Below are 23,106 nucleotides of genomic sequence, written 5' to 3' on the forward strand. Positions count from 1 at the left end.
ACGAGCAAGCCCACTACGCTGCCCTCAACCGAGAGCCGCACCCCGTATAGGAACGGCCGAGAACCTGGGGCGCTTCACGGGAGCCGGTGCGACGTTGTGAAGGGGTTTTCGGTGGACCGTCGTGTGCCGCACCGAAAACGATCGCTTTCGGTCGAACCCATCCGGCGCCGGGCGGAACTGGGCGACTGAGGCACGCGTCCGGGCGCGTCCGAGCTGTTCAGTCCCAGGACTGCGCCGCAGGAGACTCAGCGTTCCTCCCAGATCGCCTCGATCTCGGCGACGTCCTCCTGGTCCTCGGTGCCGGTCTCACCCATCAAGCTGGCGATGAGGTCCACCTCGAACCTGGGGAGGCCGTATTGGGGTACGGGGCCGCGCCAGACCACGATCCCGGCAGACCCGTCCTCGTTGAGGAAGACGGATTGATAGCCGACCGGAGACTGGTTCCCGACAGCCTTGAGCTCGTTGCCCTGCTCAGCTCGCAGAATGGTCCCGCTGTCCGCCTTCGTGCACCGCCACCGGGGCGGGCAGTCAACGGCGCGGTCGGAGTCGAGCAAGTAGTAGCCGGTGACCGTGGCGCCGTCGGCGAACTCCACGCCTGCGCCGATCGTCCCGTCGCCGTACTGGGAAGCATCGACCTCGTATGCGCTCTGCTCCTGGCTGTGGAGGTAGGCCTTGGTCAGCTTCGAGGCGATCACCTGGGGTGACAGTTCGGTCACTGCGGCGGGGCTCTCGGTGTAGCCGGACACCCGGGACTGCGCCAACTCCTTCGTGGTGTTCAGGCCGAAACGATCATCGGTGACAATGGCAATCATCGATTCGACGCTGACCGACAGCTCGAGATTCCTGGGATCGCTGGTGACAGCGTCGCCTGCGTAGTAGGCCGAGTTGGTGCTGTCACCGTTGCTGTACGCGACGATGATGATGCCGGGGTCTTCCTCCGGCTCCTCGTCCTCCCAATACAACAACACCTTGCCCTCGGCAGTGCTCATCACCTCGCACGTCCCGCGATCGGTGAAGACACCGCAAGGGTCGGAATCTGGGTCCTGATCGCTCTCCGAGGCAGAGACCCGGAGCAAGTGGTCGTCCTCGCCGAATCGGATGCCGGCAGAGATGGACTCCTCCGTGGTGCCCTCAATGCTGTTCGTCTCGATGTCAGTGTGCTCGACGGCGATCGCGGCCAGCGCCTGGGGTGTCGCCTCCACGCGATCCCCGCCCTGAGCCTGTGGGTCGGCGCAGCCGGAGACAAGCAGGAGCGCAAGGGTCACCGTCGTTGCCAGTCTCACCATGGTGGGAACCTACCGAGCGGGACCGCATTCGCCCGAGAGCTCAACGACCGACCCCCGCAAACGACCAGCGTTCAAAGAAGCCGATCGAACTCATCGGCGACCTACTGCTGCGATGACCGCCAGAATCCGCCGATCCCGTACTGGCACGCTCCGCGATCCGATCCGTCACGAGGACGCCCATATCGCGGTAAATGAGTGCGTCGGCCGGTGTCGCGGTGATTACGCCTTCCTGGTGATCCGTGGAGCACGCAGCGAGGACTTTGGTGCTATCCGTCGCCTGTATCGGCAGCTGCATCCAGAGGATCCTGTCCGTGAGGATGACTCCGAGCGATCCGTGTTCGAGACGATCTTGGACACCCCCGGTCTGACTCTGCTGGTCCTGGAGGTCGGAGGCGATGTCGTTGCGACCACCTATCTCAACGTCATCCCCAACATGACGCGGAACGCCTCGCCTTACGCAGTGATCGAGAATGTCGTGGTGGACGAATCTCTGCGTGGCACCGGGTTGGGGAAGCAGATCATGGTGGCAACGCTCCAGCGCGCCTGGAACGCAGGCTGCTACAAGGCCATGCTGCTCACCGGGTCTAAGGACCCTCAGACCCACGCGTTCTACCGATCCTGCGGGTTCTAGCCGGACGCCAAGACGGCCTATCTCGCACGACCCTGATCCGTCGCTTGACCCGGCCCCGGCCGAAATCCCGGTCTCGTCGTCTTCGACGTTCGCACGCTCATCGGCAGTTCCGCGCGCCGTCAGCGGCAGGTGCGGGGCGTTCAGCGGTCGAACTCCCAGTCCTCTACGGACGTGTGGACCGGGATGAGGTTGATGCGCAGGTTCGTCCGGCCTTCCCGTTCGAGTCGCGCTTGGAGCGTGGTCGCGTCCTGTTCCGAAAAGAAGGCTCCGAAGTGGATGAGGGGTACACCCTCATCGGTTTCCTGCTCGACTCCGTACACGATTTCAGACGAGCGATACCCCCTTGGGAGACGCACGAACAGACTCCGCCAGGTGCGGAGGTGCAGGCGGCCGATCCTGAGCCGGATGCGCATCGGACTCTGGACCTCGAACTCGAACACCCCAGAAGCCTACGGCGTTTCGGGAGGCTCGCTCATCGTCAGATCCGTACGTCCGGCTCGCGGCGGTAGGACGCAGCTCAGCTACTGCGACTGCAGTCGCGGAAGTCGCTGTCAGTGCCGCGCGCCGGCAGGATGCAGGCACTGTCAGGCGCGTGAGACGTACGCTGACAATCATGACCGTCCGGGTTAGTGGGGTGTTGCAGCACAGCGTCTGGGCGAGCCTCGTCAGCGATGACGCCCAGGCCCTTCGCGATTGGCTGCTCCAACTCGGGTTCGTCGAAGACCTTCTGATTCCCGGTGAGCGTGTGGATGCCATTCACCACTGCCAGCTCGACTGGCCCGAGGGTGGGCGGATCCTGCTCTCAAGCACCGGTGAGCGACCCACGCCGTGCAGGCCGGGGGCCGCCTCGCTGCACGTGGTGACCGCGGATCCAGACGCGGTGTTGGCTCGCGCAATTTCACTGGACGCGAGAGTCGTGCGTGAGATCGTCGACCAGACCGACTATCCGTCGCGCGACTTCACGGTGGCTGACCCCGACGGTAACCATTGGACCTTCGCAACGTTCGCAGGCTAGGCCAACACGGCAGGGGCGTCGCCGACTGATCGACTGCGCGGCTCCACGCTGATTCGCGGCGGTAGGACGCACCTTCGATTTCTTGGCAACCTGTGCGAGGCCCTCCGAACGACTCGCCGGCGGTCGGAGGTTTCGCGGCACTGTTAGTCCCTGCCTAGGCCAATGGTGCGTCGTTCCGCCGTAGGGCTTGACGTGCAGGTCGGTCGGCGCGAGCGTCTTATCAGGCACAAAGGAGATGGTGAAGCTATGAGCAAGCAGCCTGCTGAAGGATCGGAGTCCCAGACGCCCGAAGATCAGGACGACGCCGAGCGCGACCCGCTGGACGGTGAGGGTGGCGGGGAGGGCATCGAACTGACGATGGGTGAACCCAACTCGTTCGAACCAGAAGAGGACCCCGGGGCCAGCCGCAACACGGAACCTGACTGACAAAAGCGACCAATGCCGCCCGCTGCCTTGCCCGGCCGCTGCGGTACACAATGTGCGTTTGAAGCGGCGTCGGCGGTACTAGGAGGGCAGCGCGCGATAGCGCTTTCGCGGTGGAGCGGGCGTGCCCTGCTGGCACCGATGAAGTGCTGCTCGGCAACAGCGGGGCCGCCAGCCAGGGGAGCCCGCGCCACTAACTGATCGGATGATCGTGGACCGCCGACGAAAGGTGCACGCCATTTAGTTCGAGGTAGAGCTGCCGCTCGGTAACAGTGAGCGTGAGCGCGTTGCGGCGCTCGATCGCGTCCACGGCGGAATCGATGAACCCGGGATCAAAGTTGTGCAGGACGATCTCGCTTGCGCGATGTATTTTCGCGCCCGCCCACTGCGCCAGCACCCTGGTGTGGTCGCGGTGCGTGTAGATGGTCGTGCGCTCAGCAGCCTTGCTGCCCGCGTGAAGGCGCGCGGCGTCGGGCGCCCCAACCTCGATCCAGGCCAGCAGCTTCCCGCTTAGGTCGCGCACGAGCACCGCCGGGTCGGCGGCCGCCGAGATCCCCTCGCTGAACGCGATGCCCTCTTCGTATTCGAGGCAGTAGGCGAGCACACGCGTCACGAGGTACGCATCGGTTTCCGACGGATGCCGCGCCGCCCGAAGCGTGAACTGCTCGTAGACGCCCCGATCCATGTCGGCCAGCTCGATCTCGAACGTGTGCATCGTCGCGCCGGCTGCCATGGGCCAATGCTGGCCTACATCGCGTCCTGAAGTCGAATGGCCTGAATCGCCGGGGGGAAACGAGGAAACGTCGCGGCGTGTCAGCGACAAGGCCTTGTCTTCCCTCGGAAAGCGGCGCATATCCTTCTGGGCGCACGGGAAGCAGGACGTTCACACTCCAGCGACGTAGGCGGTGAGGAAGTGGACGCCGTGTCGGTCGAGTTTCCGCGGGCGCGGTCGTAGTGCTCGGTCGTGCGTGGGGGATCGTGATCGGCATGGTGGCGGGCTTGTTGCCCTTGCCGACCAGGTGCAGGACTCGGTGTCCCCGCAGCGTTTCCGCGTAGTCCTCGATGCGTACCGCGGCTGCTTCGGATGCGCGCAGGGCGTTGATGCCGAGGAGGAATGCGAGCGCCCCGTGGTGCACCGTGAGGGTCTGGGCGACTTGGAGGAAGCGGATGAGTTCGAGTCGGTCGAGTCCATGGGTGCGGGACTCGTCGTGTTGGACCTTGGGAAGGCGTGCGTAGACGGCCGGGTCGGCAGTGATCAGACCGTCGATGTGTGCGAACCGGAAGAAGCCGCGGACGCCGTGCATCATTGTGACGATGGAGGAGTCCATCAGGCCGGTTTCGCCGAGTTGGTGGATGTACAGCTCGACGTGGGCACGCTGGATACCGAGGAGTGGATCCAGTTCGTGGTTCTCGCACCAGGTGAACCAGCGCCCGAGCTGGTAGGCGTAGAGCTTGTGCGTGCGTCCCGAGTAGCGGGCGAGGTAGGAGACGGCTGCGAGTTGGGCCGTGGTCATGGTGGTGGGCTGGAACGGGAAGACGGTCGAGTCGGGCACGGGATGCTCCGTGCGGCGGCTGGCTTGGCTCAGCCCGCCCGCCGCCAACGCGCCAAGCTCTTTGGCCAGCGACGCTAGTCCGAGGCGTGACTCAGCGCGTCCGCAGGCGGCGGTAGGACGCACTCGGGAAGTCTCGCGGGGCGGGGTGCGCCTTCGATACGGCACCGGAGGCGCTTGCCTGACGCAGGTAGTGGTTGTGCGACCACCTCTGATCATCGGCGCGGCGGCGTGCGCTCCAGCCGACAGATGCGAAGGTCGTCTGGTTTCATTCGCTTATGAGGGAGAGCACCCGACGAAAGCTGCAGGTTTCGACCTCACTGCCGCGCCTGCGCAGGGCCCTGAACGACCCAACCTTGTCGCCTCGTGAAGTCTCCATCATCGAGCGCAGGATCGACGACCTCGAGGAACGTCGGCGGCGGCGCCAGGGACTTACTGGTGGTCGAGCTCCCCGACAGCAGACACGCATGAGCTGGGCGCCAGCGCCGTATCACATCACTCGCACAAAGAGCGCTGACCCCACGGTCCACACCTATCGAGTAACCCTGGCATCGCGATACCAGCGGAGTGGTCGACCGCGTCAGGTCAGCCCCTACGTATCGTTCTACCTAAGCGACTTTGATGACAAGAATCTGCGGCTGTTCCAGCAGAGCCTGCTGAGATTGGCTGAATACTCGGGGGTCCATCAGCCAACGGTTGCAGAGGAGCGGCTAGGATCGATCTGGCGCCTATTTAAAGGGAACGTTGAGAAGGCGGCGGAATCAGAAATCGTTCGCAAGAAGGCGGCTGAGATTGACGCCGCCATTAGCCTCGCCCTCATTGGAAAGGCGCGGGCGGAGGTCGACGCCATCAACGCCGCGAGCATGCAGACGCTCATCCAGGGCCTGAAGGATTCCGACAGCGGCTGCATCCAGGTTGGCGGCAACCTTGTCGTAAAGTTTTTGCCACCGGGGGCAGCCACCCCCGTGGTATTGGCCCGGCGCTTGACTGTTCTCGAACAGAGAGCCCTTGAGCAAAACCCTGGGATCACAGCCGACCCAAGTGCAGCATTCGCCATGCTTGCGCTCGCGATGAAGATGATGAATGGAGAGTCACCCGCTCTCGGGTCGAGTGATTCCTGAAGTCGGAGCCTAAGCGAAAGATTCTATGTTCACATAGCGAGCTTGGCGGTCACGGTGGCAGACATCTTCGGCGTGAACCCGGTTCGGACCGGCGCGGCAGCGAACGCGGCGGTATGACGCATCTTCGCGGCCGGCGACATTCGACGACTGCTTAGCGGCCTCTGCAAGGATGTCGGTCATGACAGGGCCGGGCGAGATCGTCGAGAGTTCCAACAGCGACATGCTTGACTACAACCGCTACAAGTTCGGCGCCTTGTCGTTCCAGGTCGGGCTCACGGCAGACAGCGAGCGGCGGGTGCTAGGCGCCTTGGCCGCAGGCACCGAATCGGAACTGCTTCGCGCACGCAAGCAAATGGGTGACGACCGAGCCGAGATCTACACCTACTTGGCTCGAAGCGTCTCGGACAGCGAGAAGGATTTTCTTCGCGGGCTACTTACTGACAGTCGGGCGTACGAAGCCCACTTCAACGATCTTGTTCGGTCGGCTAGAGATGACGTCCACTCAGACCGAATGCACAGCCTTGCGACAGAAAGCAACACCATTGCGAAGAACGCAGAAGGCACTGCCCGCGCGCTCAAGACTTGGACAGCTGTGCTCGTCATAGCGACTGTCGTATTGGCTGCGGCAACGATCGCGCTTGTTGTAGCAACGGCGCGCTTGAGTTAGTCGGTTCGTCCGCGGTCGATCGAGCCGGCGTTCGGCGGGGACTGCGGCATGCGCACGGACGAAAGCGCCGACGTATAGACGGCAAAGCTAGATGGAGAAGGCAAAGGTCCCCATGGATTTGCGACAACCCGAATCTGGTGTGGTGCGGGCTCACGAGTCCTCCGACGGGTCCGTCGGGTCCGGTGTTCTGGCTGGGTCGCTGTCGTCTGCAACGGCGTCGACGTCATTCTCGGGGCCAGATCCGACCTCATTGGCGATGAGCCCGAAGGGCGGGTTCTCCGGGTCCCGGGTGTATCGGATGATGACGTGCTCATCGGCGTTGGCCGGAGGCGTGTTGTCGACGATGATGACTTGCGCTCCCCGACCGGCCTTGTCCAGCCAGTCCAGGAGGTGGTCGTAGAGCCTCTCGACGAGATGGATGTCGGCGAACTCCGTGTCTTCTGCCTGCCCGCCGAGATTCTTCTGAGGGGTGTCGATCATGAGGATGCCGGGATGTGCCGCGTCGGTCTCGTAGGCAACCTCGAACACGGCCAGAGCCCACGCGAGGGTCACCAGGACCTGACCGCCGCTGCTGGCTTCCTTGAAGTGCTGCCCGCGCACGTGAGGAATGAGCTGGTTGTCGATGAAGGGCGGCAGGGTGCCTGCCTCCTCGACCTTCGGGTACTTGATGGTTCGCAGAATCGCGGCGTAGCGAGCGGTGATGTCAGCCAGTACCCGGTCGCGATCGGGGCGCTGCTTGGTTTCACGCTGCTGTTTGCGGAGCGCTTCGAGATGCCGTGCGGCGCGCGCGTACGCGGCTTGGCGGGCCTCAAGGCCGGTGCGCAGCTTGATGCCTTGGGCGACCTGAGCCCGCTGGACCAGGGTCGCCTGGCGTCGGGTGCTGAGCTCGGTTCGTTCGGCAATGTACGGGCTCAGCGCATCCCTTGTCGCCGCGTCAAGGCGAGCCGCGCCGTCGGATTCGGCGGCTGCGTCTTCCTCTGCTGTGACCCGCAGGGCGGCTAGCTCGGTGCTGAGTCTCTGCCAGTACTCGTCGAGCTCCTTGTAGCGGCGCTTCGCGGCACGCAGCTCCTTGGTAGCAGCTTCGACGGGTTCGCCGGCCAGGTCTGCGTCGACCGTGGGTTTGGTCGAGTTCTGAGCGATTGCCGAAGACTGACTTTCGTCGGAGGGCTTGGTGTCGGTATGGCAGAGGCTGCAGATGCCGTTCTGAAGATGAGGCGTCTCAACTAGCCGGCTGAAGCATGCTGGACAGATCTCCACGGACAGTTGGTCGAACAGGGTCTCGGCTTCTACGAGCATCGTTAACTTCCGGATGTCATCGGCGTACTGGGCGCGAAGAGATCCGAAGCGGTCCAAGAGAGATATGCGGTCACGTACACGGAAAGAAGAGCGCGTGGCGCGAACGGCCAGGCTGGAATGGAACTGGCGCATCTCGGTGGCAAAGTTGGACGCGGCTCGCTCGCGGCCTTCGAGTTCCCTGAGCTGGTCTTGAACCGTCATCAGTTCGTCGTCGAGCTCCTTGGCCTCGGCCGCGAGTTGCTCGCCTTCTTTGGGCTGCTGCTGTGCCACGAACTCCGTCAGGTGTTCGAGCGAACGCCGTTGTGCCTCAAGTGCCGCTGCGGCGTCTTTAACTCGCCGGGCCAGGTCGGCTCGTTCGTTGTCGTGAACCCCGAAGACGGCGTCGACCACTTGGCGAAGCTTGAGGTTCTTCATAACGTTGCCAGCATGCAAGAGCTGTTGACTGCCGACCCGTTCGTTCAGGTAGAGGCAGATCCACATCAGGTCACGGAAGCTCATGCGATCGGTGCCCGACTCGTCCTTGGTCGGCGCTTCCTTTAGTTCGACGTCCTGCAATTCCACGGTCGTGAGCGCGAACTGGGAGATGGACTCTGGGTCGCTGGTCGGCTCGACGATGTAGGTGGTGCCTGCGAGTGGGTCGATGAAGGCGGCTGGGCCCGGGTAAACGTGGACGCTGGCGGCGTTGAGGGAGCGTTCGATGGTGAAGATGCCGTCTGGCGTCTGTACTTCGAGGGCCGCGGACCGCACCTGCCTCAGGACTTCGGAGTGGGCCGGGTAGTCCTTGGCGCCGAGGACGTACTCGATGAACCGCAAGACGCTGGTCTTGCCGGTGTTTGTGCGGCCGGCGATGACGCTGAGCGGCCAGGCGGCCCCGGTGGGCGGTGGGGCGTCCTCATTGGTGGGATCGGGTTCGGTGTCGGCGAACTCGACTGTGAAGGTGTCGCCGGGGCCGTGGAGCAGGAGCCGGCGAACTCGAAGGCCGCGGTCGATCGGCGGCAGGTTGAAACCGGCGGTCGGGGTTATGCCTGCTTCAGAACTGGTGTCTTCGCGCACCTGTTCGGTCGGCTGATCAGCGTTGACGGGTTCCACGCTCATTGAGGTTCTCCAGGCGTCGAGCGGTTGTCCGAGAAGGATTGCCCTGTTGTGTCCGCCGCGTCCGCGGAGCCGTACATGTCGAGTACGAGGGAGGGTGTCCGAAGCCATTCGCGGGCCCGGCGCGCGAGCGCTGCGGAGCTGAGGGACTTCAGGCGGCCGTGGACGACGTTGACGGACTCGCGGTATTGGTCGACGTATAGGGCGGTGAGTCCGGCGACGAACTCGGCGCCTAGCACGGTTTGGCCAGACCCGTCAGAGCGGCGCTCAGCGAGTCCGTAAGCCACGAGGAGGGCGAAGTCGTGTTGCAGCCGCTTGCGCCGGTTGGCGAACCGTGAACCGGTCGACGCGTACGTCAGCTGCCGTTCGTCGAACGCCGCACGATGCAGCCGGGCTCGGGCTCTCATGTCGTCTGCGTCGACTACAACGAAGGGGTTCGCAGCGAAGAAGTCGTAGTAGCCCAGTCGTTCGAGGTCGATCGTCCTTCCGTCTGCCGGGGCAACTTCACCGAGCAGGATCACCAGCTGGGCGAGCCGGAACACGGTGTGCTCCTCGGGAGCATGTGACCGAGAAAGTGGCCAGCCGAAGGCCTGTGATGCCGTCGTCACACCAATTCCTCCTCGGATTCGGGGGGCGGAGAGCCCGGCGCGAAGTCGCTGATGGCGTTGGGATTCTCTGCGTCCAGGGCGCCGCCGCGTTCCCCTGCCTGGCCAGGGCCGGCACCAACATCTGTGTTGGTGCTTGTGGATTCGCTAGCATGCTTGTTTGCTACGTGGCGCCAATCGTGCACCCAACCCGCTCGCGCGTCCTCTACGGCGCGATGCATCAGCCCGCGCACATGGAGGGGCCGGACGGGAAGCTCGGGTGGTGGGGCGAACGCCACTGTCGTCCGCATCACCTGCGCGAATAGGCGACGCGCCGATTGCTGGTACTCCGTGGAAGTCGGAGCGGTGGCCGGGTCAGCAACGGCGTCCTCCCATTGTCCGACCAGCGACGTGTCGATCTCGCGCACGGCGGCCAGTTCGCTCGGCATAGCTCTCGCCTCGACGTCTCGGACGAGCAGGTCGGCATTGAAGTACGCAGTTCTTTGCGCGTCGAGTTCGGTGATACCTGCCTCGCGAAGTTGGCGCACGAAGAGTGCCGACGAGTACTCGGGCGCTTCTTCATCGGAGACCGGGCGAACCGTACTTGCCGGATCGGCGGGTGGCCGGGCGCCAGCATCGGGGTAGAACTCCGCCACGACGCTGACTGCCTCGGGGGCGAGCAGCATGCGTCTCAGGATCGGGGCGTCCCAGATCTCGACACTGAGTCCGGGGTACTGCTTCTCCCAGGCCTTCTTCTTGGTGTCCCACCACTTTCGTTCGGGCCCGCTAAGTTCGCACGCTACGCATAAGGTCCACGCCTCGACCTGGTACTGCTCTCTTGAGGCGTGCTTCATCGCCGAGTCGAACGACTCACGAATCTGCTTCTTTTGAGAGTCGCCGATGTCGGTGTAGAAGTACTTGGACTGCCAGATGGATACCTTGTCCACCAAGCTTCCGGCGAACACGTCAATTCCCCAGTCGCCCGGGTCGGCGCGAACCTCGGTAGCGGCGGGGTAGATCTGTCCGATGAGCGCGGACAGCATGCGATGAAAGTCAAGGCGCGCACCGTCGTCGCCGCCGCACCGCACAAGGTGGAGCCGGAAGTCAATCTGGGCGATACGGCTACCCACACTGAGCGCCGCATGGTCGGACGGGGCCGAAGTCATGGCTGCTGACTCGCCAGCCGCGCATGCGTAAGCCGGGCGCCACCACGGGCACCTTCGCGTTTGTAGATAACCATCACGTTAGAGAAGCCATCCCGAATGAGGTGCATTGATCGGCGAGCCTAGCGGTGGTCAGAGATCGACGGGGTCGAATAAGACTGCGTCGTTCAGGAATCCCGGGCGTCGTTCAAGTTGGGCAACCGGAGTAGCGCACCATTCCCGTCCAGCTCGCGCGTCGCACCGTAGATGCTGCGCTGGGTGAAGGCTGCGACTCGACCGATGGTGTAGGTCTCGGCGGAACTGCCCATGCATCAATCTGGGCGAAAGGACATATGTCTGCCCATCACCTTGCGCACGCCTTGGCGATGACAGGTCGGCGGTCTCCCGCCGTAGGTACAAAGGTGACGGTGGCGGAACGGACTAGCCCCTGTTGGGGCACGGGATGAGAAGAGGTCCGTCGATGGGCTCGAAGCTTCCGGAGCCACCGATGTGGATCTGGTTCACCCACAGCGAGATGGGCAACAGCTATGCGCTGGAGGATCACGGCCCCTTTGGCGGCGAGCTGGAGTACTTACTCCCGATCAGCGACGACCTGCGGGACAGCATCTTGTAGTGGTCGCAGGAGTACCAGGACTTCGAGTCCGGTCTCGACACCTTGGACGACGATGCTTGGGAGGAGCGTGGTCGAGCGTTGGCCGCCAGACTCAAGGACGAGCTCGGTCCTGGCTACCACATCAGGTAAGAGCCGACGTTCACCGATCCACCTCCTGAGCCGGTCTGGAGCAAGGACCCGGGCATCAACGCACTCCTTCGCGAAGCGCGGGACATCCTCGGTGAAGAGCAGCAACACGGTGATCTGACCTGGCCGCCGGTGCGCGCCGTGAGCTTCGACGTCCGCGAGAACAAGCACGGAAGAACCATGACGATCACCTACCAGAGCCTGCTGACTCCCGAGGCGGGGAGAGGCAGCTCAGGCGTGCCTCGCGAAGGCTCTTTCGAGATGTGTCTCGACCATGCGTGGCTCGCCGCCGGGGGACTGGACGACCCCACTGCGCTCGCGGAGGAGATCGCGCGGCGGACGATGGCCGCCGCCCGCGCCGAGGTCGAGAAGCGCTGAACCCTGACATCGTCTATGTCCCGTTCTCCGGGGCCGACGCCCACGGCGGGCGGACCCGGCCCTACAGTCCGGAGAATGCGCACTCGCCGAACCGGACAGAGCTTCACCCACCTGCTGTCTCCCGGCCGGATCGGCCCGATCACCCTGCCGAACCGGGTGATCATGCCGGCCATGGACATGAACGTGTGCCACGAGGGCGAGATCGTCGCGGAGGACATCGAGCACTACGTCGCGCGGGCCGCAGGTGGCACCGGCATGGTGATCACCTCCGCCTCGGCGGTGGCGTTCCCGGTCGGAGCCACCAGCCTCAAGGAGCCGGCGCTCTCCGAGGACCGGTTCATCCCCGGGCTCAAGGCGCTCGCCGACGCGGTGCACGCGGCCGGCTCCCTGCTGTGCGTCCAGGCGACCCACCACGGCAAGGTCGCCCGGGTGGACACTCTCCAGGGCCGGCCGATGCTGGTGCCCTCGAAGCCGGTCGGCAAGCAGGACCTCAGCTCGCTGCGCGACAACACCCCTGAGGAGCTGCGGCTGATGGCGGGGGTGACCGCCGGCAAGGCTCCGTCCTACCGCGAGGCGACCGAGGACGACATCACCTGGCTGATCGAGCAGTTCGCCCAGGCGGCACGTCGGGTGATGGAGGCCGGCGCCGACGCGATCGAGATCCACTGCGCCCACGGCTACATCCTCGGCGGCTTCCTCAGCAGCGCCGACAACCGGCGTACCGATGGATGGGGCGGATCGCTGGAGAACCGCGCGAAGCTGGCCTGCCAGGTCATCGCCGCGGTCAAGGCGATGGTCGGCGACCGGCTGGCCGTACTGGTCCGGGTGGCCGGCGAGGAGTTCGGCGAGGAGGGCGCACTCAGCACCGAGGAGTGCATCGAGGCCGCCCGCCTGTTCGAGGCCGCGGGAGCCGACGCCATCCACGTCACCGGCTGGGGGCGCAACCCGTTCCGCGACTTCCTCAAGGGCCCGCTGCCCAACCAGGTCGGCGCCTACCGCGACCAGACCCGCCGGGTGAAGGCCGCCGTCGGCATCCCGGTGATCGCGGTCGGCCGGGTCCTGCCCGAGGTCGGCGAGGAGATCGTCGCCTCCGGCGACGCCGACTTCGTGGCGATGGGGCGCCAGCTGCTGGTGGACCCCGAGCTGGTCAACAAACTGCGCGCCGGGCGCCGCGAGTCCGTGCGCCCCTGCATCAACTGCTACGTCTGCGTCGAGCAGAACTTCTGGGACGACACCCCGGTCTGCGCGGTCAACCCGGCGCTGGGCGACGAGAAGCAGGCGACGTTCCTGCCCGTCGTGTCCCCGCGGCACGTGGTCGTCGTCGGCGGCGGCCCTGGCGGCATGGAGACGGCGCGGGTGGCCCGCGAGCGCGGCCACCGCGTGACCCTCGTCGAGGCGGGCGACCGGCTGGGCGGCTCCGCCTGGTTCTCCCAGCTCACCACCCCGCCCAACGGCCCCCTCCTGGACTACCAGCAGCACGAGCTCGAGCGGCTCGGCGTTGTCGTCCAGCTGGGGCAGCGGGCCACGGCGGAGTCGATCGCGGCGCTGCGGCCCAGCACCGTGGTCCTCGCCACCGGCGCACACCGCGGGCTGCCGGCGATCCCGGGAGCCCAGCTGGCGCACGTGCAGACCGGAGACTCGCTGCGCGCGCTGCTCACCGGGACCGGCGAGGCCCCGCAGGCCGACAAGAGCCGCAACGGCCGCCTGATGCGCTGGGCCGCGCGGGCCGGCCGACTCACCGGAGCCACCCGTCACCCGGAGCTGATGCGCCGCGCGACGCGGGCGTTCCTGCCGGTCGGCAAGAACGTCACCGTCATCGGCGGCTCGCTGGTGGGCCTGGAGCTGGCCGAGTTCTTCGCCGAGCGAGGCAAGTCGGTCACCGTGCTCGAGAGCGGCGCCCAGGCGGGGCTTCCGATGGCGCTGCCGCGTCGCTGGAACACCGTGCGCACGGCCACCGAGCACGGCGTGAAGATCGAGCGCCAGGCCACCGCGGAGGAGATCACCCCCACCGCGGTGCGCTACCGCGACCACGAGGGCAACGAGCGCTTCGCCCCGGCCGACCTGGTCGTCGTCGCCTCCGAGGTGGCGGCGGGAGCCCCGCTCGAGCAGGAGCTGGTCGAGCGGGGCATCCCGGTCGAGGTGGTCGGAGACGCCGGCGAGGTCGGCTACATCCAGGGTGCGGTGCACTCGGCCTGGCGGGTCGCGCGCGCGCTCTGAGCGCCCGGCGCGAGGCCCTTAGGCGGCGATGGCCTCGCGGACCCGCTCGGTCAGCGCGACGTACTCCGGCAGGCCGCGGATCTCGGCGGCGGGCTGCCGGCCCTGACCGAACACCGCCGGGCAGTCGAGCACGATCCGGCCCGGACGCGGACTCATCACCAGCACCCGCGAGCCCAGGAAGACCGCCTCGTCGACGCTGTGGGTGATGAACACGATCGTGCGGCCCGTCGCCCGCCAGATCTCCAGGAGCTCCTCCTGCAGCCGCTCCCGGGTGAGGGCGTCCAGGGCGGCGAACGGCTCGTCCATCAGCACGATGTCGGGCTCGTTCGCCAGCACCCGCGCGATCTGACACCGCTGCTGCATGCCCCCGGAGAGCTCGTAGGGGCGGTGGTCGGCGAACTCCGAGAGCCCCACCAGCTCGAGGTGGTGCCGCGCGATCTCGGCGCGCTCGCGCGACGCCACCCCGCGCAGCTTCGGGCCGAGCTCCACGTTGCGGCGCACGGAGAGCCAGGGGAACAGCGTCGACTGCTGGAAGACGACGCCGCGCTCGGCGCCCGGTCCGCGCACCGGCTCGGCGCCCACGCGGACAGCGCCCGCGCTCGGGGTCATGAACCCCGCCAACAGACGCAACAAGGTGGTCTTGCCGCAGCCCGACGGCCCGGCGAGGGTCACGAACTCGCCGGGCCGGATCGAGAGGTCGACGGGGCCGAGCGCGGGGATGGCGGTGCCGCCCACCGTGAAGTGATGCGACACGGCCTCGAACTGCACCTCGCGCTGGTGCCCGCTGCGCGCCGGCTCAGCCACCGCTCACGCTCCGGGCAGGCGCGGCGTCGACGTGCTCGGCGTACTGCTTCTGCGTGCCGACCGCCTCGATGCCGCCCTGGTCGAGCAGGAAGCGGGCGGTGGTGAGGAGGTCCTCGGCTAGCTTGCCGCCGAGCCACTCGTCACCGGCCTGCTCCTCGGCGGTGAGGAAGGTCAGACCCTTGATCTGGGTCTTCGCGGCAGCCGGCTCGATGCCGAGCACGGCGGCGATGGACTCGGTGGCGGCGTCCGGGTCGTCCTTGAGGAGACCGACCGCGTGGTCCTGGGCCTTGGCCCACTGCGCCATGAACTCCGGGTTCTCCTCGAGGAACGTCGTGCTGGCGGTCCCCAGGTCGTACGTCGGGCGCCCGGCCTCCGCCGTGTCCGCGCTCGAGAGCAGCCGCGTCCCGCCGTCGTCGAGGAGCTGGCTCTGCACCGGGTCCCAGACCCAGGCGGCGTCGATCTGGTCGCCCTGCCAGGCCGCCGGCATCTTGTCGGGGTCGAGGTTGATCACCTCGACGTCCTTGCCCGCCTCGAGCCCGGCGTCGGTCAGGGCCTGCAGCAGCGAGTAGTGGGCGGTGCTGCTGAACGGCACCGCGACCTTCTTGCCGCTCAGCCCCTTGATGTCCTTGATCGCCGGGTCCCTGACGACCAGGGACTCCGCGTCACCGATCACGTCGTGGATCCACACCACCGAGAGGTCGACGTCGTCGACGACGGGCTTCGACGAGGCGATGGTCGCGGGGGAGGAGCCCATCAGCCCGAGGTCGACGTCGCCGGAGCCGTAGTACTTCACCACGTCGCCCCCGGAGGCGGCCTGGACCCAGGAGATCTTCGCGTTCGGCATGCAGGCCTCCAGCAGGCCGAGGTCCTTGACCACCACGTCCGCGTTCGGGATGGGCTGCCAGGCGATGCGGGCGCTGGCCGTCACCGACTCGTCGGGCTCCCAGGGGCACTCGGACTCCGATGCCGCGGCGCTGGTGCTGCGTCCTGACTCCACGCAGCCGGACAGGGACAGCGCGAGCGCGGCGGCGGCCAGGGCGGCCGCACCTCGCCGGGATGGTGTGATCACTGATGCTCCTTCTCAAGGCCCGTGCGGGCGGTCATGCCTTGCCCCGCCAGGGGGCAAGGACGGATTCGAGGGTCTTCAACCCGAGGTCGAGGGCGATCGCGGCCAGGCCAATGACGATGATCGAGGCGATGACCAGCGCGCTCTGCAGCTGCTCGCCGGCCAGGTAGGCGAGGCCGCCGATGCCGGGGATGCCGTTGGCGATCTCCGCGGCGACGACGGTGGTCCAGGCGAAGCCCGTGGCGACCCGGATCCCGGTCAGCACCTCGGGCAGGGTGGCCGGCAGGACCACGGTGGTGAGCACCTGCCGTCGCGAGGCGCCCAGCGAGCGGACCGCGTTGACCTGGTCCTCGCGCACCCCGCGCACGCCGCTGATGGTGGCCATCGCCACCGGGGGGAACGCGGCCAGGAACAGCAGCCAGATCTTGGAGGTGTCGCCGATGCCGAACCAGACGATGAGCAGGCCGATGTAGGCCAGCGGCGGCAGCGAGCGCAGGAAGTTCAGGTACGGCTCGAGCAGCGTCCCCAGCCAGGTCGTCCCCATCACCAGCCCGAGCGGTACGCCGACGGCTACGCCGGCCCCGACGCCGATCGCGATCCGCTGGAGGCTGGCGAGCAGGTGCTCCCACAGGTAGTAGTTCTGCTCGCCGCGGACCATCCGCTCCGATCCCGGGCTGAGGGGGTGGTCGGTGTTCGCGCGCACGAAGGCGTCCCAGACCGCCCCTGGCGAGGGCAGGTACAGCGCGCGGACCAGGCCGGCCTCGGTGACCAGCCACCACACGAGCACCAGCGTCGCGAGCGACGAGCAGTGCAGCGCCGCCCGGCGGAGGCGCTGGCTGCGCCGCGCGCGCCGGACCTCGTCGCGCTCGCCGGAGGCGGCCCGCGGGGGCCGGGACCCCGAGGAAGGGGCGCCGAGTGTGGCGCTCGGAGCGTGGGTCTGTGTCATGGGGAGCAGGCCTCCCTCGATCCCGTGACGGAGCGTCGCAGGACGCGGAGGGATTAAAGCATAGTTATCCACTAGAGATAGACGCGTCTCGACTGCGGAAGATGTGCAGACGGATGTCGAGACACCGGCGGTGATGGTGTGCTCCAGTGGCACCGCGGCCACGTCCACCGAACTCCCGGAGGAGTCCCATGCCTCAGACACCGCTCGCGCTCTTCGGCACCGACGCCCTGCTCAGCGACGAGGAGCGGGCGATGCGTGACACGGTCCGCCAGTTCGTCGAGTCCAAGGTCAAGCCCCGGGTGGCCGACTGGTACGAGGAGGGCCGCATCCCGGCGCGCGAGCTGGCCCGGGAGCTGGGCGACCTGGGCGTGCTCGGCATGCACCTGGAGGGCTACGGGTGCGCCGGCACCAGCGCCACGGCGTACGGGCTGGCCTGCATGGAGCTGGAGGCGGCCGACTCGGGGCTGCGATCACTGGTGTCGGTGCAGGGCTCGCTGGCGATGTTCGCGATCTGGCAGCACGGCTCCCCGGAGCAGAAGGAGGAGTGGCTGCCGTCGATGGCCGCCGGTGAGGCGATCGGTTGCTTCGGGCTGACCGAGCCCGACTTCGGCTCCGACCCCGGCGGGATGCGCACCCGCGCCGTGCGCGACGGCGACGACTGGGTGCTCAGCGGCACCAAGATGTGGATCACCAACGGCTCGGTGGCCGACGTCGCCGTGGTCTGGGCGCAGACCGAGGAGGGGGTGCGCGGCTTCGTGGTGCCCACCGGTACGCCGGGCTTCGGCGCCGCGGAGATCAAGCGGAAGATGTCCCTGCGCGCCTCGGTCACCAGCGAGCTCGTGCTCGACCGGGTGCGGCTGCCCGACACCGCCCGGCTGCCCGGCGCCCGGGGGCTGTCGGGGCCGCTGTCGTGCCTGAACGAGGCCCGGTTCGGGATCGTCTTCGGCTCGCTCGGCGCCGCCCGCGACTGCCTGGAGACGGCGCTGGCCTACGCCGCTCAGCGCGAGATCTTCGACCGGAGCCTGAGCGGCTTCCAGCTCACCCAGGCCAAGCTCGCCGACATGGCCCTCGAGCTCGGCAAGGGGATGCTGCTCGCGCTGCACCTCGGCCGGCTCAAGGACGCCGGCACGCTGCGTCCCGAGCAGGTCAGCCTCGGCAAGCTGAACAATGTGCGCGAGGCGCTCGCCATCGCGCGCGAGTGCCGCACGATCCTCGGCGCCGCCGGGATCACGCTGGAGTACCCGCTGATGCGCCACGCCAACAACCTCGAGTCCGTGCTGACCTACGAGGGCACCAGCGAGGTGCACCAGCTCGTCATCGGCCAGGCGCTGACGGGCGAGTCGGCGTTCCGCTGAGGCGGGTCGACCCCAGGATCGGCCCGTGTCGCTCGTCTCGCCGGCGGCGCCCCTCGCCCACCCGGACTACCGGTGGCTGGTCACCGGCACCACGACCAGCGCCCTGGGCAACGCCATCACACCGGTGGCGCTCGCCTTCGCCGTGCTCGACCTCGGAGGCTCGGCGACCGAGCTCGGGCTCGTCGGGGCTGCCTACGCGCTGACCAACGTGCTCACCACGCTGTTCGGCGGCGTGCTCGGGGACCGGCTGCCGCGGGCGGTGCTGATGCAGGGCTCGGCGCTCGGGGCCGCGCTCACGCACGGGTTCATGGCCGTGAGCCTGATCGGGGGCTGGTCGAGCATCCTGCTGCTGGGCCTGGTCGGCATGCTCAACGGCGCACTGTCCGCGCTGAGCGGTCCGGCATCGTCGGCCCTGACCCGTCAGACCGTGCCCGACGAGCTCCTGGCGACGGCCGTGACGCTACGACGGCTGCTGCAGAACCTGGCGATGATCGGCGGGTTCGCCGGCGCCGGCATCCTCGTCGCGCTGGCCGGTCCGGGCTGGCCGATCCTCGTGGACGCCGCGTCGTTCGCGGTGGCGGCGTACTGCTTCCACCGGCTCCGGGTGGCGCCGCTGCCGGCCGGAGACGGGTCGACGTCGCTGCTGGGCGAGCTGGGGGAGGGCGCCTGCGAGGTCCTCCGGCACACCTGGCTGTGGACGCTGATCCTGCAGGCGACCCTCTACCACCTCTTCTACGGCGGGGTGCAGGGCGTGCTGGGGCCCATCGCCGTGCGCGACGCCTGGGACGAGGCCGCCTGGGGCTGGGCGCTGGCCACGCTGATGGCTGGGTTCATGGCCGGCGGTCTGGTCTCGCTGTGGTTCCGGCCGCGCCGCGGGCTGTTCGTCGGCACCGTCGTACTGGCGCTGACGGCGTGCTTCCCGGCGGCCATCGCGCTCGGCGACACCCTCACCCTGCTCCTGCTGGGCGCGTTCCTGCACGGTGCCGGCCTGGAGTTCTTCTCGATCAACTGGGACCTGTCCATCCAGCAGAACATCGCCCCAGACAAGCTCGCCCGGGTCTACTCCTTCGACCTCGTCGGGTCGTTCCTGGCCCGTCCGCTCGGGCTGGTGCTCACCGGCCCGATCAGCGCCGTCACCGGCTTGACCGCCTGGCTGTGGGTCTGCGTGGCGGTGATGGCCGGCGGCTCGCTGCTCGCCGCGGCCCTGCCGTCGGTGCGGCGCCTGAGCGGCGGCAGCCGCTGTCCGCGTGATCGTGCCCGCCGAGCGGGTTTCGTCATCTTCGACGCTGGTGGGGCAGACCCCCGTAGGGTCGAGGCAGCAACTCCTGGGTCGCGCTCGCGGCCGCAGTCGCCCACCGCAGAGGAACCACGCACCCATGGCTTTCTGGGACCAGCTCAAGCAGCGCAGCAACGACATGAACGACCAGCTCCAGCTCAAGGTCGGCCAGTTCAAGAACAAGGACTTCGCGAAGGCCGCGATGGGCATGTGCGCCCTGATCGCGGCGGCCGACGGGAACGTCGACGCCGGGGAGCGGGCCAAGGTCGTCGGACTCATCTCGAGCAACGACGTCCTCAAGGTCTTCCCCGCCGCCGACCTGCGCACCGACTTCGAGGGCTTCTGCGACAAGCTCAACAACGACTACGACTTCGGGAAGCTCGAGGTCCTCCAGGTGATCGGGAAGCTGAAGAAGAAGGAGGACCAGGCGCGGGCGGTCATCCAGATCGGCATCATCATCGGCGGCGCCGACGGGAACTTCGACGAGAACGAGAAGCTGGCCGTGCGCGACGCGTGCTTCGCCGTCGGGATCAACCCGGTGGAGTTCGACCTCGGCTGAGCCTGCCGCAGGGGCGGCGTCTGCACGGTCGTGCCGCGACCCTGGCGCCAAACGAGAACGTGTTCTAGTGTGCCCGGCGTGGCCCTCAACATCGCTGACCTCTTCGAACACGCCGTCGATGCCGCCCCGGACAAGCCCGCCGTGAAGGTGGGGGACCGGATGGTGACCCTTGCCGAGCTGGAGGCCGACGCCAACCGGCTCGCGCACTTCCTCGCCTCCCGGGGCGTCGGCCCCGGCGACCACGTTGGCGTCTACGCCAAGAACAGCATCGAGCACGTGGTCGCGGTCATGGCGGTGACGAAGATCCGCGCGGTCAACGTCAACGTGAACTATCGCTACGTCGAGGGCGAGCTCGACTACCTCTTCGACAACGCCGACCTGGTCGCGCTCGTCCACGAGCGTTCGTATGCGCCGCTGGTGGAGCGGTGCGCCCCCAAGCACCAGAAGCTGCAGACCCTGGTGGTCATGCCGGACGTGATGGAGCCCGACAGCACCGCGGACTTCTCGTCGTACGGCGGAGTGCTGTGGGAGGACGCGCTGGCCGGGCAGAGCCCCGAACGGGACTTCGACGAGCGCAGCCCCGACGACATCCACATCATCTACACCGGAGGCACGACCGGGTTCCCCAAGGGCGTGATGTGGCGCCACGAGGACTTCTGGCGGGTGCTCGGCGGCGGCATCGACTTCATGACCGGCCAGGCGCTGGGGGAGTACGACCAGTCCGAGCAGGCCAAGCAGGACGGGCGGATGGTCACCTTCCCGCTGAGCCCGCTGATGCACGGTGGAGCGCAGGCGGGGCTGCTGATGCACCTGTTCGCCGGCCACCTGACGATCCTCGAGCCGAAGTTCGACCCGGTGCGGACCTGGCAGGTCATCGAGCGCGAGGGCGTCCAGCTGATCTTCATGACCGGGGACGCGATGGCGCGCCCGTTGATCGAGACCTACGAGGCCGGCGACTACGACTGCCCCGACCTGATCGCGATCTCCAGCTCGGCCGCCATCTTCAGCCGCTCGGTCAAGGAGCGCTGGATGGCCGCCTTCCCGAACAGCTTCTTCACCGACTCCGTCGGGGCCTCGGAGACCGGCTTCCAAGGGACCGGGCTGCAGGAGGTGGGCAACATCCGCAGCGACGGCCCGCTGGTCTCGCTCGGGCCCTCGACCGTCGTGCTCGACGAGGCCAACCGGGTGCTGGATCCCGCCACCAACGTAGGCAAGGTCGGTCGCCTCGGGCGGATGGGCCACGTCCCGGTCGGCTACTACAAGGACCCCGTGAAGTCGGCCCAGACGTTCATCGAGATCGACGGGGAGCGCTGCTCGGTGCCGGGAGACTTCGCGCGGATCGAGCCCGACAACAAGGTGGTGCTGCTCGGGCGGGGCTCCAACTGCGTCAACACCGGCGGCGAGAAGGTCTACCCCGAGGAGGTCGAGACCGCGCTGATGGCACACCCCGGCGTGTACGACGTGCTCGTGGTCGGGGTCCCGGACGAGAAGTACGGGCAGGCGGTGGCGGCGGTGGTCCAGCCCCGCGAGGGCCACACCGTCGAGCTGGAGGAGCTGCGCAGCTTCCTGCGCGCGTCGCTGTCGGGCTACAAGCTGCCGCGGGTGCTCGCCGTCGTGGACAAGATCCCGCGCTCGGCCGCCGGGAAGGCGCAGTACCCGCGGGCGAAGGAGATGGCGGCTGCGGTGCTGGCGGGGGCGGCTCGCGTGTGAGGAGGTGAGCGAGCATTTCGCGCAGCATCCATCTCGAGTTCACCTGCCCCGGGACAGAGAGAAAGCCGACACGTCGGAACCGCTGACAGGCGGCGTCGGAGGATACAGAAGCGGCTTATCGTTCCGTTGGTAGTCGGCTCGAGACAGAGCCGGCCGGAACATAAGGGAACAGATGCGCGACATCATGGGCGCCGGACGCCGGGCCCACCTGCGACGCGGACCAATCGTCTTCCTCGCGCTATTGCTCTTGGCGGGATGTGCCGGCGAGCCCGAGAGCGGAAGCGAGGCCAAGGTGGCGGCGCCACCGGCTCCCTTCACCGCTGACGTGCTCGACGTACAGTCCGCAGGCGAGATCATCCTGACCGTCGACGACATCGAGCAGACGGTACGACTCGCCGGCGTCCATCTCCCTGACGAAGGCGAGTGCCTCGCCGAGGAAGCCACGCAGGAGCTGTCGCGGATGTTGTCGCATCCCCCGTCCGTGGAGTTGACCAAGGTCGGCGAGGATGAGCACGGAAGAGCGCTGGTGATGGTTTCCCGCGATGCGCAGGACGTCACGGTAGAACTCGTCGAGCGAGGAGTCGCGGTCGCTGACCAGCTCGAGGAGGATCTCTCCACGGAGATGGTGAAAGCACGTGATTTGGCGAGCTCGTTGCAGCGGGGCTACTTCAACCCACGGGAGGAGTGCACCTTCGCCGCCGCCGAGGTAGCTGCGACGAACGCGCTGAACGAGGCGCTTGAGCAGGAGCGGCCGAAGGGGGCCGAGCAGGCGGCGGCCCTTGTGCCGGGACTCGTTGCGGCGATCACCGCTGGGCAGGCAGCGCGGACGTTCCTGCGTACCGGGCGGCAGGACCTGCGGCTTCTGGCCTTTCCCTCCGCGGTTGTGACGACGGCGTCCGAGGGCTTGGGGGGCCGTCTAGCGTCAGTGAGGACGCGGCTGAAGAGAACTCGAGCGCTCTATCGCAGCTTCAAGGCACGTGAGCGGCGCGAGCGCATGGCCTATCAACGCGAGCAGGAGGCGATCCGGCGACAGAATGCGGCAGCGGCAGCGGCAGCGGCTGCGGCAGCGGCAGCGGCAGCGGCCAACTCACACTCCTCGAACTCGAGTGGGCAGAGCGGCCACTCCAGTAGCGGTGGATCCGGCTACACCGGCCCGCGGTGCTACGCCCCCGGCGGCACCAGCTGGCGGCCATGCTGAGCATGTAACTCGCGTCCAGCCTGAGGGGTT

At 67.4% G+C, this 23,106-nt stretch carries 21 protein-coding genes and 2 pseudogenes; 13 read left to right on the top strand and 10 right to left on the bottom strand.

All coding sequences use genetic code 11. The features are described 5' to 3' along the window. Positions 1-245: 245 nt before the first annotated feature. Entirely contained in the window at positions 246-1,286 is a 1,041-nt protein-coding gene (locus AC6EH9_RS17515; protein WP_498424934.1) for a hypothetical protein, read from the bottom strand. Between the two features lie 112 nt (positions 1,287-1,398). Between AC6EH9_RS17515 and AC6EH9_RS17520 the strand changes: the two genes are divergently transcribed. Further along, on the top strand, positions 1,399-1,917 hold the full coding sequence (locus tag AC6EH9_RS17520) for a GNAT family N-acetyltransferase (protein ID WP_498424936.1): 519 nt from the start codon (positions 1,399-1,401) through the stop codon (positions 1,915-1,917). Between the two features lie 140 nt (positions 1,918-2,057). Here the strand turns inward: AC6EH9_RS17520 and AC6EH9_RS17525 are convergent, their stop codons facing one another. Next, positions 2,058-2,357 (bottom strand): hypothetical protein, encoded by a 300-nt coding sequence (locus tag AC6EH9_RS17525; protein ID WP_498424938.1) that lies wholly within the window; start codon positions 2,355-2,357, stop codon positions 2,058-2,060. A 173-nt stretch (positions 2,358-2,530) separates the two neighbouring features. Between AC6EH9_RS17525 and AC6EH9_RS17530 the strand changes: the two genes are divergently transcribed. Beyond that, entirely contained in the window at positions 2,531-2,932 is a 402-nt protein-coding gene (locus AC6EH9_RS17530; RefSeq protein WP_498424940.1) for a VOC family protein, read from the top strand. Between the two features lie 246 nt (positions 2,933-3,178). After that, a complete protein-coding gene (locus AC6EH9_RS17535; RefSeq protein WP_498424942.1) occupies positions 3,179-3,358 on the top strand; it encodes a hypothetical protein in 180 nt (59 codons plus the stop codon). Positions 3,359-3,548: 190 nt separating this feature from the next. Here AC6EH9_RS17535 and AC6EH9_RS17540 read toward each other — a convergent pair whose 3' ends face one another. Both AC6EH9_RS17540 and AC6EH9_RS17545 read right to left on the bottom strand, forming a co-directional pair. Continuing rightward, complete coding sequence (locus AC6EH9_RS17540) at positions 3,549-4,088, bottom strand: YaeQ family protein (protein WP_498424944.1); 540 nt, start codon at positions 4,086-4,088, stop codon at positions 3,549-3,551. A 598-nt stretch (positions 4,089-4,686) separates the two neighbouring features. Continuing rightward, positions 4,687-5,124 (bottom strand): annotated as a pseudogene (locus AC6EH9_RS17545) (hypothetical protein); the annotation flags it as partial. A 59-nt stretch (positions 5,125-5,183) separates the two neighbouring features. On the opposite strand from AC6EH9_RS17545, the gene AC6EH9_RS17550 reads away from it, so the two are divergent. Together AC6EH9_RS17550 and AC6EH9_RS17555 are read left to right on the top strand one after the other, a co-directional pair. After that, the gene (locus tag AC6EH9_RS17550) at positions 5,184-6,026 is read left to right on the top strand and encodes a hypothetical protein (protein WP_498424946.1); all 843 of its coding nucleotides are present in this window, start codon (positions 5,184-5,186) and stop codon (positions 6,024-6,026) included. 178 nt (positions 6,027-6,204) lie between these two features. Then, the gene (locus tag AC6EH9_RS17555) at positions 6,205-6,693 is read left to right on the top strand and encodes a hypothetical protein (RefSeq protein WP_498424947.1); all 489 of its coding nucleotides are present in this window, start codon (positions 6,205-6,207) and stop codon (positions 6,691-6,693) included. A 150-nt stretch (positions 6,694-6,843) separates the two neighbouring features. Here the strand turns inward: AC6EH9_RS17555 and AC6EH9_RS17560 are convergent, their stop codons facing one another. From AC6EH9_RS17560 to AC6EH9_RS17570, 3 genes are all read right to left on the bottom strand, one after another. After that, a complete protein-coding gene (locus AC6EH9_RS17560; RefSeq protein ID WP_498424949.1) occupies positions 6,844-9,084 on the bottom strand; it encodes a hypothetical protein in 2,241 nt (746 codons plus the stop codon). Then, positions 9,081-9,623, bottom strand: coding sequence for a hypothetical protein (locus AC6EH9_RS17565; protein WP_498424951.1), 543 nt, complete (start codon positions 9,621-9,623; stop codon positions 9,081-9,083). Before AC6EH9_RS17565 ends, AC6EH9_RS17560 begins: the two co-directional genes overlap by 4 nt. Before the next feature lie 62 nt (positions 9,624-9,685). Then, positions 9,686-10,708: a hypothetical protein gene (locus AC6EH9_RS17570; RefSeq protein WP_498424953.1), complete on the bottom strand. Its 1,023-nt coding sequence runs from the start codon at positions 10,706-10,708 to the stop codon at positions 9,686-9,688. Between the two features lie 607 nt (positions 10,709-11,315). Between AC6EH9_RS17570 and AC6EH9_RS17575 the strand changes: the two genes are divergently transcribed. From AC6EH9_RS17575 to AC6EH9_RS17585, 3 genes are all read left to right on the top strand, one after another. After that, positions 11,316-11,441: a hypothetical protein gene (locus tag AC6EH9_RS17575; RefSeq protein ID WP_498424954.1), complete on the top strand. Its 126-nt coding sequence runs from the start codon at positions 11,316-11,318 to the stop codon at positions 11,439-11,441. 267 nt (positions 11,442-11,708) lie between these two features. After that, complete coding sequence (locus AC6EH9_RS17580) at positions 11,709-11,945, top strand: hypothetical protein (protein ID WP_498424955.1); 237 nt, start codon at positions 11,709-11,711, stop codon at positions 11,943-11,945. A 75-nt stretch (positions 11,946-12,020) separates the two neighbouring features. Next, on the top strand, positions 12,021-14,162 hold the full coding sequence (locus tag AC6EH9_RS17585; RefSeq protein WP_498424957.1) for an oxidoreductase: 2,142 nt from the start codon (positions 12,021-12,023) through the stop codon (positions 14,160-14,162). Between the two features lie 18 nt (positions 14,163-14,180). Here AC6EH9_RS17585 and AC6EH9_RS17590 read toward each other — a convergent pair whose 3' ends face one another. From AC6EH9_RS17590 to AC6EH9_RS17600, 3 genes are read right to left on the bottom strand one after another with little or no spacing between them, the layout of a single operon-like run. Further along, the gene (locus AC6EH9_RS17590) at positions 14,181-14,966 is read right to left on the bottom strand and encodes an ABC transporter ATP-binding protein (protein WP_498424958.1); all 786 of its coding nucleotides are present in this window, start codon (positions 14,964-14,966) and stop codon (positions 14,181-14,183) included. Further along, entirely contained in the window at positions 14,959-16,035 is a 1,077-nt protein-coding gene (locus tag AC6EH9_RS17595; RefSeq protein ID WP_498424960.1) for a taurine ABC transporter substrate-binding protein, read from the bottom strand. The genes AC6EH9_RS17590 and AC6EH9_RS17595 overlap by 8 nt, the downstream gene beginning before the upstream one ends. A gap of 31 nt (positions 16,036-16,066) precedes the next feature. Beyond that, positions 16,067-16,978: an ABC transporter permease gene (locus AC6EH9_RS17600; RefSeq protein ID WP_498424962.1), complete on the bottom strand. Its 912-nt coding sequence runs from the start codon at positions 16,976-16,978 to the stop codon at positions 16,067-16,069. A gap of 188 nt (positions 16,979-17,166) precedes the next feature. Between AC6EH9_RS17600 and AC6EH9_RS17605 the strand changes: the two genes are divergently transcribed. The 5 genes and pseudogenes from AC6EH9_RS17605 to AC6EH9_RS17625 all read left to right on the top strand — a co-directional run bounded on the left by AC6EH9_RS17605 (position 17,167) and on the right by AC6EH9_RS17625 (position 23,076). After that, complete coding sequence (locus tag AC6EH9_RS17605; protein ID WP_498424964.1) at positions 17,167-18,333, top strand: acyl-CoA dehydrogenase family protein; 1,167 nt, start codon at positions 17,167-17,169, stop codon at positions 18,331-18,333. 25 nt (positions 18,334-18,358) lie between these two features. Beyond that, positions 18,359-19,192, top strand: a pseudogene (locus AC6EH9_RS17610) (MFS transporter); the annotation flags it as partial. A 517-nt stretch (positions 19,193-19,709) separates the two neighbouring features. Beyond that, complete coding sequence (locus AC6EH9_RS17615) at positions 19,710-20,168, top strand: tellurite resistance TerB family protein (RefSeq protein ID WP_498424966.1); 459 nt, start codon at positions 19,710-19,712, stop codon at positions 20,166-20,168. Between the two features lie 78 nt (positions 20,169-20,246). Then, positions 20,247-21,878, top strand: coding sequence for an acyl-CoA synthetase (locus tag AC6EH9_RS17620; RefSeq protein WP_498424968.1), 1,632 nt, complete (start codon positions 20,247-20,249; stop codon positions 21,876-21,878). Between the two features lie 172 nt (positions 21,879-22,050). Then, complete coding sequence (locus AC6EH9_RS17625; RefSeq protein ID WP_498424969.1) at positions 22,051-23,076, top strand: thermonuclease family protein; 1,026 nt, start codon at positions 22,051-22,053, stop codon at positions 23,074-23,076. Positions 23,077-23,106 lie beyond the last annotated feature (30 nt).

The sequence above is a fragment of the Nocardioides sp. Z21_20 genome, from assembly GCF_059766585.1.

What these genes read in the sequence shown, in the direction of transcription:
- AC6EH9_RS17515 (WP_498424934.1), bottom strand. Translation starts at nt 1,286, where the DNA reads ATGGTGAGACTGGCAACGACGGTGACCCTTGCGCTCCTGCTTGTCTCC.
- AC6EH9_RS17560 (WP_498424949.1), bottom strand. Translation starts at nt 9,084, where the DNA reads ATGAGCGTGGAACCCGTCAACGCTGATCAGCCGACCGAACAGGTGCGC.
- AC6EH9_RS17615 (WP_498424966.1), top strand. Translation starts at nt 19,710, where the DNA reads ATGGCTTTCTGGGACCAGCTCAAGCAGCGCAGCAACGACATGAACGAC.
- AC6EH9_RS17605 (WP_498424964.1), top strand. Translation starts at nt 17,167, where the DNA reads ATGCCTCAGACACCGCTCGCGCTCTTCGGCACCGACGCCCTGCTCAGC.
- AC6EH9_RS17530 (WP_498424940.1), top strand. Translation starts at nt 2,531, where the DNA reads ATGACCGTCCGGGTTAGTGGGGTGTTGCAGCACAGCGTCTGGGCGAGC.
- AC6EH9_RS17555 (WP_498424947.1), top strand. Translation starts at nt 6,205, where the DNA reads ATGACAGGGCCGGGCGAGATCGTCGAGAGTTCCAACAGCGACATGCTT.
- AC6EH9_RS17535 (WP_498424942.1), top strand. Translation starts at nt 3,179, where the DNA reads ATGAGCAAGCAGCCTGCTGAAGGATCGGAGTCCCAGACGCCCGAAGAT.
- AC6EH9_RS17585 (WP_498424957.1), top strand. Translation starts at nt 12,021, where the DNA reads ATGCGCACTCGCCGAACCGGACAGAGCTTCACCCACCTGCTGTCTCCC.
- AC6EH9_RS17520 (WP_498424936.1), top strand. Translation starts at nt 1,399, where the DNA reads ATGACCGCCAGAATCCGCCGATCCCGTACTGGCACGCTCCGCGATCCG.
- AC6EH9_RS17575 (WP_498424954.1), top strand. Translation starts at nt 11,316, where the DNA reads ATGTGGATCTGGTTCACCCACAGCGAGATGGGCAACAGCTATGCGCTG.
- AC6EH9_RS17625 (WP_498424969.1), top strand. Translation starts at nt 22,051, where the DNA reads ATGCGCGACATCATGGGCGCCGGACGCCGGGCCCACCTGCGACGCGGA.
- AC6EH9_RS17540 (WP_498424944.1), bottom strand. Translation starts at nt 4,088, where the DNA reads ATGGCAGCCGGCGCGACGATGCACACGTTCGAGATCGAGCTGGCCGAC.
- AC6EH9_RS17570 (WP_498424953.1), bottom strand. Translation starts at nt 10,708, where the DNA reads ATGCTGTCCGCGCTCATCGGACAGATCTACCCCGCCGCTACCGAGGTT.
- AC6EH9_RS17550 (WP_498424946.1), top strand. Translation starts at nt 5,184, where the DNA reads ATGAGGGAGAGCACCCGACGAAAGCTGCAGGTTTCGACCTCACTGCCG.
- AC6EH9_RS17600 (WP_498424962.1), bottom strand. Translation starts at nt 16,978, where the DNA reads ATGACACAGACCCACGCTCCGAGCGCCACACTCGGCGCCCCTTCCTCG.